We start from the raw sequence: 18,197 nt of genomic DNA on the forward strand, positions 1-18,197 counted from the left end.
GGATTAACCATTTAATTCGTAACGACCAGCTGTGGCTTGTTGGACGCATTCTCACTAGTGTTGAGCGTTGTATATTTGCCTGCTGACTCACTCAGAATAAAGGAAACGATATCGTCACCGGCTGCTTGTGCTGCTACATAAGAGGTTACATCGATCTCGTAATATGCGGCCGTTGCGTTCATTGCTACGGTACCAACTGCGGAGCCTGTTGCCGGCTTGTTGTTCCAGACTAAGGTCGCCTGGGTCCAGGAGTCCGTTGTCTGTGAAGCGGTTAATGTTGTTGAAGCAGAGGAGCTTCCATACACACGCAGCTTGGCATTTGTAACCGTTCCGGTTATATTGCTAAGACTGAATTTAAGGAGTGCATACCGATTCTGAGATGCATCCGTTTTAACAAACATCGTTGTAGCATTCCCGTAATTTGTTGCTGCATTGCTCTCATGTACGTAGGAGTCATCCGTTGGGTTAAGGGTCACGATAGTTCCTCCTCCGCCTCCGGCTTGTGTTGTAGCGCTAGCGGTATTGCTCGCAGCCGAGACGTTGCCCGCAGCATCCTTCGCTTTCACGGTGTAGCTGTAAGCGGTGCTCGCAGCCAGGCCCGTGTTGCTGTACGATGTGCCGGTCGAGCTGCCAACTAGCGCACCGCCACGGTACACATCGTAGCCGGTCACGCCGATGTTGTCCGTAGATGCGGTCCAGCTGAGGTTAATCTGAGAGCTGGACACCGCTGTCGCAGTCAAGCCTGTGGGAGCAGTCGGCGCTTGCGTATCTGCGCCAGCCGGTGTTGTAGCGCTAGCGGTATTGCTCGCAGCCGAGACGTTGCCCGCAGCATCCTTCGCTTTCACGGTGTAGCTGTAAGCGGTGCTCGCAGCCAGGCCCGTGTTGCTGTACGATGTGCCGGTCGAGCTGCCAACTAGCGCACCGCCACGGTACACATCGTAGCCGGTCACGCCGATGTTGTCCGTAGATGCGGTCCAGCTGAGGTTAATCTGGGAGCTGGACACCGCTGTCGCAGTCAAGCCTGCGGGAGCAGTCGGCGCTTGCGTATCTGGAATTGTGCAAGTATTGGTCGCAGCACCTGTGCCAAGTAAGGAAGCGCCCGCAAAGGTTAGGCACGCGTATACTCCTTTATTGGGAGCTGCGGAGAAGTCTACTTTTTCATTGCCGCCCCAAGTGCTGATGAAGGTGCCTGCAGGTTTTTGCAAATGAGTCCAGGTCGTGCCGTCCCATCCAAACTGGTAAATTTTATTTGCATTATTGTAAGGGGCAAAGCTCACATAAGGTCCGCCCTTCGTCTCTTGCTTCGCCATCGTATTGTTGAAAAAGACGTTCTGCTCACCCGTTGCTCCAGACCACTTCGTAGCATGAGGTCCAGCGCCGTACCAGATCGGGAACCAGGTGCCCTCCAATATATCCTGACCGCCTTCTCCTTCACCCCATGAGCTGTGTTCAAAGGGGATATTGATCGTATTCTGCTCGATCAGATTTCTGCGTTCCCAGCCTCCATGCAAGTTCATATCTGCTGTGAGCGTATTGCTCTGAATAACGTTGCCCGTGGCCGACCATTGAAGAGTCAGATGGCGTACGCGGTCAATCGTGTTGCCAATGATTTTGCTGTCATACAGCTTGGATCCCCGAACATAGCCGTGGCCACCCTTACCCTTGTTCCAAGCGCCGTAAATGATGTTATTGCGAATCTCCATATTTTTGGCGAACTCCGTTACGATTGGATGGGAGCCGGTCATGTATGTGCGGATACCCTTGACCCAGCCATCTTGAGCCCATTTGAATAAAATGCCATGCAGCGCATACTCCAGTGCTCCGTTTTTATACTTGAGGCCAACACCGCCGGGGTTGGTTGTCGCATCGTAGTCGTTGGCATTGATCGTCGAAGCATAGGGGGTGTAGGAGATGTCCTGTGTGAAGTAGAAGTCCTCGAAGCCGACACCTTTTACAGCAGTTACTTTCATTACTTTACTGTAATAGGTCGAGTTGGAGCCGCCCGGATCGGCAGGGAGCTGCCCGCCGTTACTGAAGGGAACATCGAATTCCAACGGCTTATCGAGTGTAAGCGTGTCCCCGCTGACACTGAGGACCGTAAACATTTGCGTCTGCATATGGCCGTTGTAGCGGTATTGCTGCGGGCCTTGCATTTGATCATAAAAGGCGACCGTGTTCGCAGCCCCCACATAGACCGTGTTGCCTGCCTGGAATGAGCTTCCTTTGCCGGAAGCGACCTTTACCTGCGTGCTGCCCTTGGTCCCGCCCCCGGCGGAAGCAACTCGCTCACCGCTCAGCCAGTGGAAATTGATACTGCCTTCATAAGTCGTGTCACCGGAATGCTTGGCCCGGTCTTCGACTCGGAAAGCGGCATAGCCGGGCCACAGCTTCCCGTCAATTAACGGGGCTCCGGGGTTGGCAGAATCCTCCGTGTAAGTGGCCGCCGGTTTAAACACAATCTTTGTTCCGGTCGCAGGATTATTACCCGCACCACGAAGCGTGATATAACTCGCGTCCACGCGAATTTGCTTATTCAGATCAATTTGACCGGCCGGGAATTTAAGAATGGCCCGATTGGTTTCACTTACCATCTGTCCGTTCGCTTTCAGCGTACCGCTTCGAATATCGTCAATTACTTGCTGGAGTGCATTTGAATCGTCAATACCGTCGTTAGCTGTAATACCTTTGGTGCTAAGATCAATGATCGTACCGCTTGTCGGCAGCGATTGTCCACCTTTGTAGCCGGCTGTAGTCCAATTGGGCAAAGAGGGGTCAACGGCTGCTTCAGCTGAAGAAATCCCCAAAGACGAGAAAACAAGGAAAGAGGAAAGCATAGCTGCATAAAATCGCCTTGCTCGTGGGGCTTCCAGCCATTTACTAACATCAAACATTCTAAGTCCTCCTTTAAATACTGGTTTCTTTCGGGTTCAGCATGGCTGAAGCAGGATGCAGGTGGGCTTCACCACCTTTCTATTGAATAACATAATATGGAAATAGAGGAATCACCATACATCAAGCATAACAAAATGTAAGCGCTGCATATTTCAATTCATTGCTTGAAAATGATATTTTATTGCTGTTTTTTTGCTATAATATATAAAAACGCTTTCATTCTGGATTTCACCTTTTTGGAGGGATCGCATGAAGCTTAGCACGAACGTGAACTTAATTAAGGAGCCTTTTCACCTTAACTATCTCAAAACTAGCAATCAACACAGCTGGGAGGTTTTTCATGCCCACCAAAGCATGGAGTTTCTGTACGTGTATGAAGGCGAAGGCACAGCCTACATCCATGGTTACAAGTTTCCGATCGTGCCGGGGACGCTTCTGCTATTCCAGCCCTTCCAGCTGCATCGACTGGAGGTTAGTCAGCTTTTTATTCGGACCGTGTTTATGTTCGATCCTTTTCCGGTGGATTCGGTACTCGTAGCCTTTCCATCCCTTCACAAGTTTTTTACCATCCTATGGAAATCCACGCTGTCTCACCCGGTTTTGTATTTGTCACCCGCCCACAATGAGTTCCTAATTCTGTATGAAATGTTGAATCAAAGGCTGAAAAATGTCTCCACTGCCAAATGGAATGAGGAGTTTCTTTTGTTCGTTATTTCCATTCTGCAGCATCTTCGCCATTACGAGAAAAAGCTGGCCCCCATGAAGAAATCTGCTCTCGAGCCGAAATCCTCCTTGACGATCAAGCTTATTATAGAGTGGGTGGACGCGAATTTTAGAGATAAATTTATGCTGGAAAAGCTGTCGGAGGAGCTTCACTTGTCTACCTTTTATTTGTCTCATACATTCAGCGAAAAGACCGGCAGCAGCTTGACGAAGTTTATAAGCTCCCGCAGATTGAGGGAGGCATGCCTTCTGCTGGAGACTACGTCCAAAAGTGTAAGCGTGATTGCAAGCGAGGCTGGATTCCAGAATGCATCTTATTTCTGCAGAGTGTTTAAAGGAGCCTTGGGGGTAACCCCCAAGAGGTATCGAACCGAGGTATTGGGTGAACCGAAGCTGTGAGGAGAAGGTCGTTATTTCATTAAATTGTGATTTCAATAAAAATAGCTATCTTATATGCGGGTCAATGCGACCGTGAATAAGATAGCTATTTATTTTGCTCATCTGGAATTGGACATGAGTCACCTGGTTGCTTCGCAAGTACTCTTACAAGCGGGTAGACAGTGAATCCCTGCCGGCTGAGATGGAGCTCACCAAATGATACTGTCCCGAGGAAATGCTGAAGCGTGCACTGCCGTCTTCGAAGCTTGCAGCTTCAATTCCTTGAGCCTGAGCCTGAGTCACCTCTAAGGGCTTCCCATTGACCGTAATATGGTTTAATGCTTGGGCGGGTATATAGATGTCACCTACACAGTTGGCAGGAAGCTCCACATCGAGAGTAAATTGATTATCACTGCCGCGTTTCCAGGACACTCGTACCTTTCCAACAGGGAGGCTATGCTCGGCAGTTACGGCTTCCAAGTCGCCTGGCAATGCCGGTTGAATCGTTATTTTATAAGTGTCGAGTGAAGGCTCATACACATAATCTATCCCGGCCAAATACCGGTAAAGCCATTCCTCCAAATGCCCCAGCATAAAATGGTTCTGCGATTTGCCGACAGTCGGACCATCCCAGGCTTCTGTCAAAGTGGTGGCTCCGTGAGCAATTTGATATCCGTAGCTTGGATAATCCGTTTGCCGCGCCATTTTATAAATGATATCAGAATGCCCGCTCTGAGCGAGAGCGAGAAGCACGTAGCGATGCCCGACATCTCCGGCCGTTGTATGATACCCGTGTAGCCGGATATTGTTTATCAAGTGGGAGAGTACCTTTTCCCTATGAGGCTCATCCACCAGTCCTAATACTAATGGCATCGCATTCGAGGTCTGGCTGCCGGTAGCATATTGGCTTGTTTCCGGGTTGAAAAATGCTTCGTTAAACGCTAGCTTAATCTCATCGCGAAGCTTGGCATATTGCCGCGTTTCTTCCGTTTTACTCAAGAAGCTTGAAATTTGCGTAAACACATCAACCATGTGATAGTACATCGCGGTTTCAGTATGGGAGACAGGCGTGTTTTTAGCAAATCCCGGTCCATCATCGTTCACATCGTACCAGTCGCCAAGCCCGTTAGTAACAATAAGCTGCGCGGAGGTTGAGGTTACGTAATCAACATAGGCTCTCATCCCATCATAATGCTCGGTTAAAATGCGGGTGTTGCCATATAAGCGCAGCAAATTCCAGCCCGTAAGCACATAGGCGGCCCCCCACGAAACCGAGTCGCGGAAGCAGTGCCACGGCTCGGAAAATACGACATATTCCGGTGCTGTAGTCGGCACCATGCCATTAGGCAGCTGAGCATCCCGCATATCCTCCATAGTCTTGGTTAGCAGCGCTTCAATCTGATTATTGTAAGCAACCGAAGGGCCCATCAGATGGATTTGCTCCAGCCAACCGAGCTTTTCACGATGAGGGCAGTCCGTGAAGATGCTTTTCATATTGCTTAACACAGCCCAGTTAATGATTTCATGAGTGCGGTTCAATGTCATATCCGAGCTTACGAAGCTTCCGGTGTTTTTTGTGTCCGGGTAAATCATTTGACCCTCAATTCTAACGAGAACAGGACTGTCCTCTACAGCATTCTCATTTGCTTTTGCAGGAATGGCTCCTTCTATTTGCACATAACGAAAGCCGGAATAGCTGAAGCGCGGAGACCAGACCTCCAGACCGCTGCCGCTTGTTATATAATTAAAACGGTAAGGGGAACCTGTCCATTTTTGATTCACACAGCCGTTTTCCTTCAATAATTCCCCAGGAGACAAGGTGATTTGCGCGCCTTTGGGGCCGATGACGGAAATTTCAACCCAACCGGAGAAATTTTGGCCGAAATCGGCGATATATATCCCGGGAGCCGGCTGAGTTATGCTTATTGGCTTGAAGGTTTGCATAATCTTTAAAGGATGCAGCGATTGCGATTTTAATTGGCCGGCAGGAGGCTCGACGATAGCGGCTTGCTTCCAAGCGCTGCACTCCAAGAAATCGGGCTGATCCCAGCCTATTGGCTCGCGGCAGGCATCATAATCCTCACCGCCGTAAATACATGCAAAGGTGATTGGCCCAGCTGCGGTACGCCAATCCTGGCTGCTGGCTATTGTGACAGTCGAACCGTCGGAATAAGTAACCTCCAATTGAACAAGACATCTCAGAGAGCCGAAGGAGCCTTTGAATTTCTTATACCGTCCGCCCGTAACATTGAAAAATCCATTTCCAAGCATCACCCCAATGGTATTAGCGCCTTCCCTAATTTCATTGGTCACATCATAGGTGGAATACAGGCAGGTTTTATTATAATTCGTCCAGCCGGGATCCAGCACATAGTCTCCAACTTTGCCCCCATTCAGGCGGAGCTCATATTGTCCCAAGCCGCAGATGTAAGCTCTGGCTTTGACGACAGGCTTATCCAGCTCAAATTCATATCTGAATATCGGAAGTGCCCTAGTAGATGGTTCTTCATCTGCTGCGCCGATCCATTGAGCCGACCAATCCTTTTCAGTTAGCAATCCCATCTCCCAAAAAGCTGCAGAGCTTTCGGTCATTTGGCCGGCTGAATCCCATACCTGCACCTGCCAATAATATCGTTTTCGAGAGCTTAATGCAGGGCCATCATATATAATATGCACATTCCTTCTGCTGACGACCTTGCCGCTGTCCCATACATCGCCCAATCCGTGCTGGAGGGCTTCCTCCTTATCCGACACCCTAATCCTGTAGGCAGACTGGCTTTCCGAGCGAGCGGATGAAGCTTTGTAGCTCCAGCCAAGCGCAGGTCGTGCGACATCAATACCGATAGGGCATTGCTTACTTTCCACAAACAGTTCATCAACCCACATCTTCCTCAGATCTCCTTTGTAACCGATAGGGCTGTAAAAATGTTTTGTGAAGCAGCCACACTGATCGTTCGGAATTCTTTGCCGTAATTAATAGTTCGGTCCCCATCTCTATAAAGTCTGCATGAGCAATAGAAGTGGTAGAGCACCCCTTTATGAGTGATGACGGATGGCTTGTGGGCAAAAATAGAATCGATGCTGCCTTCTTCCCCAACATAGATGATTGGATCAGGGTATTTTTCCCAATTCAAAAGATCCTTGGACAGCGCAATCCCTTCTTGGGCCTGCTTGTAATTATAACCGAAGAAATACATGATCCATTCGTCATTATGCCGCAAAATACAAGGATCGCTAACAAAGCCGCTGTCCCATCGTTCAGGTGAAACTTTCAGTACCGGGTTATGCTCATATCGCTGCCATTGCATCAAATCGGTGGAGAACGCTACTCCCGTTTGCTCAATCCATCTGCCTTTATTTTTGTTTTTGGCGTTATAAAACAAATAAAAGCTGCCATCTGATTCAATGAGGCATTCCTTGTACAATCCGCCCTTCTCCCAATCGGCGCCTTCCTCTGGAGTTAGAATCGGTTCAGGCAACCGGTTCCATTCGAGCAGGCTTTCATCCTCTGTCCAGGCAATACCTATCTTTGCAGAGCCCTCTTCGTAGCCGAATTCAGGATAGGCGTGGTAGACCAGCCAGTATTTGTTGTTCCATTTCTTGAGGACAGGGGGAGCATCCAACCGATTTTCCTTCAAAATCCATGTGCCGGCTATATTTTTGGAATCCCATCCGGAGCCTTCATTCCGACGTAAAATGACGCCGAGGTGCTCCCATTCCAGCAAATCGTTGCTTGTAGCTAACGCCGTTTGGTAACCCGTATCGTCAAAGCCTACATACATCATGTAAAATTGGTCGTTATGCTGGAATACAAACGGACAATCAACAGCGCGTTCATCAAAATGGCCCGGTATACCTGATCCAACCAGAACCGGTTTACCTAATTTATATGGAGTTAAATAGGGTTCAATATTCATGAGAACAGCCCCTTACAATTTCGATTTTAAATAGATTACTACAATATATGCGCAGGTTGTGGGGGCGATTGCATCTGAATTATGGGCTGATTGTACTCTGGCTTTTATAACGGAACCAAGCAGGATTAAATAAGTCGGATACACCTAATTCATGAGGGAATGAGTGGATTGACTCCCCTTGCGGGCTGGATTATTATGATGCAGCATGGTGGCGTTTTCACCAAAATGCCGCTCGATGATTTTATAAGCTATGTGTTTAAAAAGTCTGTTCTTAAGACCATTAAATTATATAAGGAGAGATCACATGTTTAAACCAGCCGGTATTATTCCAGCACTTATTACCCCTTTTGACGCCAAGCAAAATATAGACGAACCCGCCTTGAGGCAATTGGTTCGCAGGCAGATTGAGGCCAAGGTTCACGGATTATTTTGTTTGGGGACTAACGGAGAATTTTTTTCATTAACTGAGGATGAGAAGCTTCGTGTAGCGGAGATCGTAATTGAAGAAGCGAGAGGCAAGCTTCCTGTATATGTTGGGGCAGGCTGCATCACAACTCAAGAGACTGTGTCGCTTGCTGTGCGCTTGGAGCAGATGGGAGCGGATGCTTTATCGGTTATCACGCCCTACTTTTTAACATTCACCCAGCAGGAGCTTATTGCCCATTATCGTACGGTTGCAGAAGCAACAAGACTGCCGATTATTTTGTACAATATTCCAGCGCGCACGGGGAATTCCCTTCATCCAAAAACGGTGGAAGAGCTTAGCAAAGTTCCAAACATTGTCGGCATAAAAGATAGCAGCGGCAGCTTCGATACCATTTTGCAATTTATTGAGCTGGGTGGTCCCGATTTTGCTGTATTGGCAGGGGCTGATTCGCTTATTTTGGCTACGCTAATGGCCGGAGGTCATGGTGCTATTGCATCGACTGCCAACGTGTTCCCGGAGATTGTCGGATCCATCTATGATCTGTGGAAGCAAGGCGAGCTTGAACAAGCGGAGCTGTCCCAGCGTAAATTAAGAGCATTGCGCAACTCATTCGCACTAGGCACATTGCCAAGCGTGTTGAAGGAGGTCATGAACGAGATGGGGCTCCCGGCAGGGGAATCGAGATTGCCCGTTCAGCCGCTGGCAGCGTCAGCGAAAGCTGAAGTTCGAAGCATGGTAGAGCGCTACAAGGAGGAGGGAGTGGTGAAATGATGCCATTCAAGCCTAAGGATAGAATCGTATTTATCGGGGACAGCATTACAGACAAAGGGAGAAAGAAGGATCCCCTGAAGCTGGGCAATGGCTACGTTAGAATGCTGCACGATTATTTGGCGGTGGAATTGCCGAAGCATTCGCTGAAAATAATCAATGAAGGCGTCTCGGGGAACCGTGTCATTGATCTGGAGAAAAGATGGCGGATGGATGTGCTGGACCATCATCCCCAATGGATCTCAATATCTATAGGCATCAATGATGTATGGCGTCAATTGGATTCGCCTGACGCAGATCAGGTCTACCCTGAGCGATTCGAGGCGGTTTATCGAAAGCTGCTGGAGCAAACGAAGCAATTGCCTGATTGCCGATTGATTCTTATGCAGCCGACGGTCATTAAAGAGTACACGGATTCAACGGGAAACAGCTTGTTAAAGCCGTATGTAACTATTGTTAACCGGTTGGCTGATGAATTCAATGCTGTTCTAGTACCGACACATCAAGCATTTATCGAGTTCATTGAGTGTGAAACAGGGAAGGATCTAACAACCGACGGCGTGCATATGACAACCTTGGGGGATTCCCTGATGGCGGCGGCTTGGATTAAAGCGCTAAGCCATGTTAACCAGCAGTAGATGTTAACGTTTGCGGCCTAGAGCTTGAGCGTCTTACTTAAAGGCTCCCGCCGCTTATTGGCTAGATTAGATGCTGTTGAAGCGAAGCTTTCTTCGTCAATAACTGTTTGGCGAGATCAGCTTGTACACGGTTAATGGTTTTGATTTCTTCGTTCAACTTATTTATTCGCGTCATTTTGCTGCTTAAATCGCTGTGAGATTGACTTAATTTCATATCTCTTTGCAGCTGATTAATTTTCGATTGAGCCTTATCTTTCTTGTTCTTCTCGTTTATGCTTTTGCTTTCTATTTCAGCAATTTCTCGTTGTAATCGATTGACAATTGCCTTGGTGAAATTAATGGACATTCAACACACCCCATAATCATTTAGTATAGCTAAGATACCATTCTACTTGAAAAAACAGGGTTAAGCGAGCAGCGGAAGAAGATTTGTCAATTCCGGCTTTAATTTGGGTTTGAAAAAAGCAAGGACTTTATGCTATCATAAACCATATATTGCGATGAAGAGAAAAAAAGTATGAAGGCTCTTATGTCCAGAGAGCAGAGGAAACGCTGAAACCTTTGCCATAATCCCTTTGTATGATGTCGTCTCTGAGCTTTTGATCGAAAGCCGAGCCCAGCAGGGGCTAGATGAGTAGACTCAAACGGAATGGCACACGTTATCGTGCTGCAGGTAAGGGAAACCTTACCTCATGAGGCTGGAATCGCAAGATTTCGGTAAATCAGGGTGGTACCGCGAAAATTTACCCCTTTCGTCCCTAAGGCTAGGCAGTTTTTCTGTCGCCTTGGGATGGAAGGGGTTTGTTGTTTTTTTAAATGTAAAAGCGATGAAGAGAATAAAATACGAAGGCTCTTATGTCCAGAGAGCAGAGGAAACGCTGAAACCTTTGCCATAATCCTTGTGTATGATGTCGTCTCTGAGCTTTTGATCGAAAGCCGAGCCCAGCAGGGGCTAGATGAGTAGACTCAAACGGAATGGCACACGTTATCGTGCTGCAGGTAAGGGAAACTTTACCTCATGAGGCTGGAATCGCAAGATTTCAGTAAATCAGGGTGGTACCACGAAAATTTACCCCTTTCGTCCCTAAGGCAAGGCAGTTTTTCTGTCGCCTTGGGATGGAAGGGGTTTTGTTTTTTTTAAATGTAAAAGCGATGAAGAGAATAAAATACGAAGGCTCTTATGTCCAGAGAGCAGAGGAAACGCTGAAACCTTTGCCATAATCCTTGTGTATGATGTCGTCTCTGAGCTTTTGATCGAAAGCCGAACCCAGCAGGGGCTAGATGAGTAGACTCAAACGGAATGGCACACGTTATCGTGCTGCAGGTAAGGGAAACCTTACCTCATAAGGCTGGAATCGCAAGATTTCAGTAAATCAGGGTGGTACCACGAAAATTTACCCCTTTCGTCCCTATAGGCTTGACAGCTGTTTTCTGTCGCCTTGGGATGACAGGGGTTATTTTATATTTGAGGAGGCATTCAAATGGAAAAAGTATGTATGTCCACAAACGACTCTCAGTCACATTCTCAGGATTTGATAACTGGATCGGAGGTCCTTTTACGCGGCTTGCTAATGGAAGGTGTTGAATGTGTGTTCGGGTATCCGGGAGGAAATGTTCTTTACATCTATGATGCAATGGTCGGTAATCCAAACTTTAAACACATTTTGACCCGACACGAGCAAGGAGCTATTCACGCGGCGGACGGCTATGCACGCTCGACAGGAAAAGTAGGCGTGTGCATCGCCACCTCGGGTCCGGGGGCGACCAACTTGGTGACTGGAATTGCAACAGCCTATATAGATTCGGTACCTCTAGTAGTCATTACTGGCAATGTCCCAACAACGGTTATGGGTACGGATGCATTTCAGGAAGCGGATATCGTTAGTATTACAATGCCAATTACGAAGCATAGCTACCTGGTACGTGACGTAAATGACCTGCCGCGCATCATTCAGGAAGCCTTTCATATTGCAAACACTGGAAGGAAAGGTCCTGTATTGATCGACATCCCAAAAGATGTATCCAATCAGGCAATGCTTTTTCACCCACCCGGGCCTATAAATTTACGTGGTTACAATGAGATTGTAAGTCCTGTTCAAACGGAGATAGATAAATTAATTCAAGCTATTGCAGAATCCGAAAGGCCGATCATTATTGCTGGGGGAGGGGTGGTGTATTCCAATGCATCAAATGAGCTGCTGGAGTTCGTGAATAGAACGAAAATTCCTGTGACAACCACCTTGCTTGGCTTGGGCGGTTTCCCAAGTGCTCACGACCTATGGTTGGGAATGCCGGGTCATCATGGTACCTATACGGCGAATAACGCATTACAAAATGCCGATTTGGTTATTTCTATTGGTTCAAGGTTTGACGACAGGGTCACGATGAAGGTGGATGGTTTTGCTCCTTATGCCAAACAGATTGCCCATATCGATATTGATCCCGCTGAAATTGGCAAAAACATCAAAACGGATATCGCTTGTGTCGGCGATATTAAGGCTGTATTAAAATATGCCAATACTAAAGCTGTCCCCTCCAAATCGAGCAGTTGGATCCATGAGGTTCACGAAAATAAAGCAAAGTATCCGCTGCGTTACAAAGATTCCGATACGGAGCTCAAACCACAGTTTGTTCTGGAAATGATTAATGAAACAACTGAGGGGGATGCGATTATTACCACTGACGTAGGCCAGCACCAAATGTGGGTCGCCCAATTTTATAAATTTAAACATCCACGCTCCCTCATAACATCAGGAGGTCTTGGAACGATGGGATTCGGATTCCCGTCGGCTATAGGTGCTCAGACAGGAAATCCAAACCGGCTTGTCATTTCTGTGAATGGGGACGGAGGCATGCAGATGTGCGCACAAGAGATGGCTATTTGTGCCATTAATCGTATTCCTGTCAAAATTGTCGTAATCAACAATCAAGTGTTGGGTATGGTTAAGCAACAGCAGGAAATTATTCACGAAAAGCGATACAGCCACATCGATCTTGCCGGTAGTCCTGATTTCGTAAAACTGGCTGAAGCTTACGGAATTAAGGGATTGAGAGCAAGCACTAAAGAAGAAGCTTCCCGTATATGGCAAGAGGCTTTGGAGACAACGGGGCCTGTACTTGTTGAGTTTATAGTGCCTGCAGAAGAAAATGTATATCCCATGGTTCTCAGTGGAACGACGTTAGACCAAATGATAATGGGGGAATTCGAATGATGATTAAGAAGCATACAATGGCTATCCTGGTTAATGATCAACCTGGGGTGCTGCAAAGAGTGTCCGGATTATTCGGTCGTCGTGGCTTCAATATCGATAGCATCACGGTTGGGGGTAGTGAAGAGGCTGGATTATCACGGATGATTATTGTTACTACGGGTGATGAACGAACTATTGAGCAGATAGAAAAGCAGCTTAACAAGCTCATCGATGTGAATCAAGTACTTCACTTAAGTTCCAGGCCGATGGTGTCAAGAGAACTGGCCTTGATCAAAGTGAAGGCGGAGCCATCCGAACGTCCGGAAATTCTAGGAGTGGTTGACACCTTCCGAGCTTCTGTGGTTGATATTGGACCCAATAGCCTGATCATTCAGATGGTTGGAGAGTTTGGTAAAATACAAGCGATGATCGAGCTTTTGCACCCATACGAAATATTGGAGTTGAGCCGGACGGGTACAACTGCCATGATGCGGGACAGAAAATGAGTTCACGAGCTAGCGCTGGAACTGCTTGATCATGCGGATGTATCTTCGGATTTGAACTTCTCCCGCCTGTCCACAAACCCGTACTCCATGTTTGAATGATATTAGTGCTTGGATAGACGATGTCTGACTTTTCCATTTATGGAGGAGTCGGGCTTTTTTTTGTATGCAAATTATTTTCGGCTGTCGACATGTCAGAAATATATAGGGACGTTTACATTATCTTAATCATGCAGCATCTTTGTTTTTACAATTGGTCGTTATACTAAACTAGTATTATTGGAAGAGTAAACGGGAGGGACATCTATGTACAGACTAAAAGCAGGACCAAGTAAGGCTTCATCATTATTGGGTAGATTGAATGTCATTTTTTACTTTTTGTTAATTTGCTGCGTAATAATGCTCTTTTCAAGCACCCGGACGGTGCAGGCCCACGCATACAGCGCGAGCTACACGACTTTAAATTTTGCAAAATCTCAAACGGAAATGACTTATGTAATCGATGAACTGTCGGTTATCGAGTTAACTGACGGCGATGCTAATAGAAACGGAATGCTGGAAGCTGAAGAATTTAACGCGGTAAAGAACCAGATTGAATCGGTAATTAAAGAGAACGTTACTTTAAAAATAAATGGTGAGCCGCAGACATGGTTGAGAGTGAATGATATAACGCTTAATCGTCAAGGGGAAGGAACACAAGTTACACTAAGTGTCGTCTATCCAGCTGTATCGGCTTCACAGGGGATATCTCTTACTGATCAATTATATGCAAACGACATAAAAACCAATTACGTAAATCTGCTAACTATTAATTATGGAGCGCAGAAAAGTACTTCGGCCTTATCCGGTAAAAACCGAGCCTGGTCCATGATGATGTCAGAAAGCGCGTATGCCGGGTTATCTCAAGATAACCTGAAGACACAGGTAAATACTAATGCTGACACTGATCAGCAGGATGCGGCAGCGAATACAACCAATATGACCGCAGGCTGGCTATCGTTTTTTGAGCTTGGCATCAATCACATTCTGACAGGCTATGACCATTTATTATTTTTGTTAGCGCTGCTTATCGCCAGACAAAGCTTCAAGAAATTTGCAGGAATTATAACCGCCTTTACTGTAGCTCATAGTTTGACGTTGACATTATCCGTTATAGGCTGGCTTAATGTGTCTCCCCAGTTTGTGGAGCCTGCGATTGCGTTCAGCATATGCTACGTCGCTATCGAAAACATTTTCCGCAAAAACATTAATAATCGTTGGGTGCTGACATTCCTGTTCGGTTTGATTCATGGGATGGGCTTTGCCGACATACTCAAGGAGATGGATATCCCTACCAGCCAGCTGGCAGTCGATTTATTCAGCTTCAACATCGGGATCGAAGCCGTGCAGCTTTTGATAGTCGTAGTATGCTTACCTATACTTGCCCGTATCCAACATTGGAGGCATTCCCGGGGAGTTGTTATCGCATTATCCTCAGTTGCCTTTATTTTAGGCGGAATTTGGTTGGCTGAAAGAATAATAAAATAGAAGAAGGCGAACACCTTGCGAAGTACAACAGCAAAGAATATACCTGTAAGATCGAACAGCAATCTGTTGGTAGTTATATGTTTAATTATTGTGTTGATGTTGTACCTGTTTTCAGCCAAAGATTTAGGGTTTGTGCTAGGTAATCCCAAGCTGCAAGTGTTTAAAATGATGCTGATCAGTATTATTATCGAGGCCATGCCTTTTATTTTAATCGGAGTGTTTGTATCGGCTCTGCTTCAGGTCTTTGTATCGGAACTAACCATCAGGAGATTGATTCCCAGAAATCCGTTTCTAGGGATTGTAACTGCAGGTATGCTGGGGATTATTTTTCCTATTTGTGAATGCGGCATGGTTCCTGCGATTCGTAATCTAATTAAAAAAGGGATGCCGCTATACGTTGCGTCCACCTTTATATTGGTGGGGCCGATTTTAAACCCCATCGTTTTTTTGTCGACCTTAACAGCCTTTCGCAATCAACCGGTAGTTGCTTACAGCCGTATGGGGGTAGCGATTGTTGTAGCATTAGTCGTTGGCCTTATTATTTATCGGTTTGTAAATCCGAATCAATTGAAGGAAACGCTGCATAAGAATCCTGGACAAGACGGGGGAAGTAACAGCAGCGAGCATTCCGCGCATCCACATTCCCATGAGCTACACAGCCACTCTTCAGGCAATAAGCTTTTAGAGGTTATGAGCCATTCCATAAGCGAATTTTTTCAGATGGGCAAATATTTAGTATTCGGTTCCATATTGGTTGGGCTGCTGCAGATATTCATTTCACAAAATGGACTGGCATCAATGGGAAATAACGTGGCAAGCTCCAATTTAATAATGATGGGACTCGGGTTTATTTTATCGCTTTGTTCAACAGCGGACGCTTTCGTTGCTCAATCATTCCAGACGACATTTTCCAACAGCTCTCTGGTCGGATTTATGGTGTTCGGCCCCATGCTTAATTTGAAAAGCCTTCTTATGATGCTGGCGGTTTTTAGAACAAAATTCGTGGTCATACTCTTCGCTCTTGTATTTGTATTGGTTTTTGCAAGCACAATAGCGCTTCATTGGATGTTGAATTAAAGGCTTATAAGCCATGCAAGGGAAGGTGAATTTGTGAACGTAAAAATCAGCTCTGTCAATGTTCATTATTTTTTAAGAGCGGCGATTTTGACAGGTTTTGCAGTTTATATCGCCTATGTATTAATTTCGGGTGAAATTCTTCAGTTTATCGTTCCGCAGCTTGTCATTTACGTGAAATTAGCCGATGCGGCACTTTTTATTACTGCTGGTTTTCAATTTTATATTGCCTTCCTTTCTCTGAAACAGCAAGCTATCCCCTGTTCATGCGGTCACGATCATCAGGAGTCAAATGATTCTCAGGAGCTTGCTTTCGGGCATCATCATGCTCATGGAATGGATGGATCCTTATGGAAAAATATTGTTATCTACGGGTTATTTATCATCCCGCTTGTGCTTGGGTCATGCTTGCCCAATAAAGCGACTGCCAGCTCCTTGGTCGATAAAAAGGGAATGAATTTAGGCGGTTATGCCGTTCGGTCCATCCAAACATCAGGAGAACTCGTTGAGCTGGGCGGTAATGAAGATCCTGCATTAAAGCAGTTATTTAAAGCTAATGTATATGATCGGGATTATGCCAGATTAGGCATGATGCTGTACAAGCAGCAATCGATTGAAATGAAGGATGAGTGGTTTATTGAAAAGCTCCATGCATTAAATTCCTTTGCTGACAATTTTCGGAATAAAGAGATTCTAATAAAAGGTTTTGTATATCGGGAAGCTGGATTACCTGGCAATCAATTTATTGTAGGCAGAATGGGCATGACTCATTGTATAGCCGATATATCCCCATATGGAATTATAGCGGAGGCGTCCGACTCGAATGCTCTAGCTAATGATTCATGGGTCACTATTACCGGAAAAATAGGAAAAACCGTATACAATGGACAGCCTGTAATAAAACTTATAGTCGAGAAAGTCCAACCCGCAGCTGAGCCGAGCGTTCCTTACGTTTACCCCGACTGGAATTTTGCTTCAAAACTATAACGTTCGCGTAACGAATAAAGAGGTGTTTGCCATGCTGCTTAGCATCGGAAGCTTATTCATCGTTCTTCTTATCACCGGATATTTTATTGCTCGTATACATCGTTACAAGGGATTGATTGCAGGCTCAGCCGGAAAGCTGAGTTCAATGGCGATGGTTGCCGTCTCCAGTGCTTTTCTCGGCATACTGACCGTTCAAACTCTAGAATATCAGATCACCCTAAGTATTGTTATTAGTGGTTTGTTTGCCCTTACGATTGGATTTCTTGCAGGTAAACCGTTTCATATGCTTGATGTGATCAACGGGATATTGTCAGGATTTTTGGGTACACTCATCGGCATTGTTCTTGGCAGTATGATATTCATATCAGGCAACGTCATTATTATTACTGATCTGGGATATATCGTTTGTATTTACTTGCTGTTAAGAGTATTTGATTACCAAATAAATAAGGGGCAGCTTAAGAATGCTCCTCTTACGCCTGCTGCCAAAGGATATCCCTTTATTCAAACCATTCTTCTTGCTTCAGTAGTTTTCGTGATGGTTGGGGGCGTCATATTGAATAAAAGCAAAATCGCAATGGGGCAAATAGGCCAAATACAAAGCCAAGTTACCTCAATGGATGAGGAAAACGATCTTCAAGTAGCGACAATCGATGTGACAGCTTCTGGTTTTAATCCTAAAAATATTGATTTTAAAGCAAATACAATGATCAAGGTCATTTTTAATGTAAGCTCAAACGCAGGTAACGGCTTTAAGCTGGTTTCTAAGGATTTAAAAATTGATGCGCCATTAAAGGAAGGAAAAAATTCATTTCTTCTGGATAATCCTCAGCCTGGAAAATATGAATTTATGCTGGGTACAGGAGATTTCAAAGGAAGCTTTACCGTTACAAAAAAGAAGTAATTGAAAAGTGGTTTATTAAAGAAAACTTAACTTTGTGAAAACATTCTATTTACAAAAGGCTGTTATAGTTGTCAAGCAGTCATTGCCATTACTTCATAGAAAGGGAACAGCAGCAGAATTGACATCAGGACAGGCTTAGTAGTCTAGGGGGGAAATAGTGACTTATATTCAATAAAACGAATGAAGTATACAAACAAGTTGTTGGACGTTGTTAATTAGGGTTTGGATATAAATGGATGGAATGATTGCATCCTTTTTTTTTATGCTA

Annotated in this window: 13 protein-coding genes and 2 other annotated features; of the genes, 9 read left to right on the forward strand and 4 right to left on the reverse strand. The window is 45.7% G+C overall.

Translation table 11 applies throughout. The features are described from left to right. Window positions 1-11: 11 nt before the first annotated feature. Window positions 12-2,891 (reverse strand): DUF7594 domain-containing protein, encoded by a 2,880-nt coding sequence (locus tag NV381_RS08410; RefSeq protein WP_258212827.1) that lies wholly within the window; start codon window positions 2,889-2,891, stop codon window positions 12-14. A 250-nt stretch (window positions 2,892-3,141) separates the two neighbouring features. On the opposite strand from NV381_RS08410, the gene NV381_RS08415 reads away from it, so the two are divergent. Further along, window positions 3,142-4,014 (forward strand): helix-turn-helix transcriptional regulator, encoded by an 873-nt coding sequence (locus NV381_RS08415; RefSeq protein ID WP_258212828.1) that lies wholly within the window; start codon window positions 3,142-3,144, stop codon window positions 4,012-4,014. A 144-nt stretch (window positions 4,015-4,158) separates the two neighbouring features. Here NV381_RS08415 and NV381_RS08420 read toward each other — a convergent pair whose 3' ends face one another. Together NV381_RS08420 and NV381_RS08425 are read right to left on the reverse strand one after the other, a co-directional pair. Beyond that, window positions 4,159-6,879, reverse strand: coding sequence for an alpha-L-rhamnosidase (locus NV381_RS08420; RefSeq protein ID WP_258212829.1), 2,721 nt, complete (start codon window positions 6,877-6,879; stop codon window positions 4,159-4,161). 5 nt (window positions 6,880-6,884) lie between these two features. Beyond that, complete coding sequence (locus NV381_RS08425) at window positions 6,885-7,910, reverse strand: hypothetical protein (protein ID WP_258212830.1); 1,026 nt, start codon at window positions 7,908-7,910, stop codon at window positions 6,885-6,887. A gap of 304 nt (window positions 7,911-8,214) precedes the next feature. On the opposite strand from NV381_RS08425, the gene dapA reads away from it, so the two are divergent. Both dapA and NV381_RS08435 read left to right on the forward strand, forming a co-directional pair. Next, window positions 8,215-9,108 carry a 4-hydroxy-tetrahydrodipicolinate synthase gene (gene dapA / locus NV381_RS08430; protein WP_258212831.1) on the forward strand — a complete coding sequence of 298 codons (894 nt, stop codon included), beginning with the start codon at window positions 8,215-8,217 and terminating at the stop codon, window positions 9,106-9,108. Then, window positions 9,108-9,743 carry an SGNH/GDSL hydrolase family protein gene (locus NV381_RS08435; RefSeq protein ID WP_258213007.1) on the forward strand — a complete coding sequence of 212 codons (636 nt, stop codon included), beginning with the start codon at window positions 9,108-9,110 and terminating at the stop codon, window positions 9,741-9,743. Before dapA ends, NV381_RS08435 begins: the two co-directional genes overlap by 1 nt. A gap of 61 nt (window positions 9,744-9,804) precedes the next feature. On the opposite strand, the gene NV381_RS08440 is transcribed toward NV381_RS08435, so the two are convergent. Then, on the reverse strand, window positions 9,805-10,089 hold the full coding sequence (locus NV381_RS08440) for a hypothetical protein (RefSeq protein WP_258212832.1): 285 nt from the start codon (window positions 10,087-10,089) through the stop codon (window positions 9,805-9,807). Between the two features lie 472 nt (window positions 10,090-10,561). After that, window positions 10,562-10,832, forward strand: a binding site (T-box leader). A gap of 54 nt (window positions 10,833-10,886) precedes the next feature. Further along, window positions 10,887-11,157: a binding site (T-box leader), on the forward strand. Between the two features lie 67 nt (window positions 11,158-11,224). Here NV381_RS08440 and ilvB point away from each other — a divergent pair. The 6 genes from ilvB to NV381_RS08470 all read left to right on the forward strand — a co-directional run bounded on the left by ilvB (window position 11,225) and on the right by NV381_RS08470 (window position 17,929). Continuing rightward, a complete protein-coding gene (gene ilvB, locus NV381_RS08445) occupies window positions 11,225-12,955 on the forward strand; it encodes a biosynthetic-type acetolactate synthase large subunit (protein ID WP_258212833.1) in 1,731 nt (576 codons plus the stop codon). After that, window positions 12,955-13,440, forward strand: coding sequence for an acetolactate synthase small subunit (gene ilvN, locus NV381_RS08450; RefSeq protein WP_258213008.1), 486 nt, complete (start codon window positions 12,955-12,957; stop codon window positions 13,438-13,440). The genes ilvB and ilvN overlap by 1 nt, the downstream gene beginning before the upstream one ends. Window positions 13,441-13,743: 303 nt before the next feature. Beyond that, a complete protein-coding gene (locus NV381_RS08455; protein WP_258212834.1) occupies window positions 13,744-14,964 on the forward strand; it encodes a HupE/UreJ family protein in 1,221 nt (406 codons plus the stop codon). Window positions 14,965-14,979: 15 nt separating this feature from the next. Further along, complete coding sequence (locus NV381_RS08460; protein WP_258212835.1) at window positions 14,980-16,041, forward strand: permease; 1,062 nt, start codon at window positions 14,980-14,982, stop codon at window positions 16,039-16,041. Window positions 16,042-16,074: 33 nt separating this feature from the next. Beyond that, on the forward strand, window positions 16,075-17,025 hold the full coding sequence (locus tag NV381_RS08465; RefSeq protein WP_258212836.1) for a TIGR03943 family putative permease subunit: 951 nt from the start codon (window positions 16,075-16,077) through the stop codon (window positions 17,023-17,025). 31 nt (window positions 17,026-17,056) lie between these two features. Beyond that, on the forward strand, window positions 17,057-17,929 hold the full coding sequence (locus NV381_RS08470) for a cupredoxin domain-containing protein (RefSeq protein WP_258212837.1): 873 nt from the start codon (window positions 17,057-17,059) through the stop codon (window positions 17,927-17,929). The last annotated feature ends 268 nt before the right edge of the window (window positions 17,930-18,197 follow it).

The sequence above is a fragment of the Paenibacillus radicis (ex Xue et al. 2023) genome (assembly GCF_024722015.1).
Lineage (GTDB): Bacteria > Bacillota > Bacilli > Paenibacillales > NBRC-103111 > Paenibacillus_S.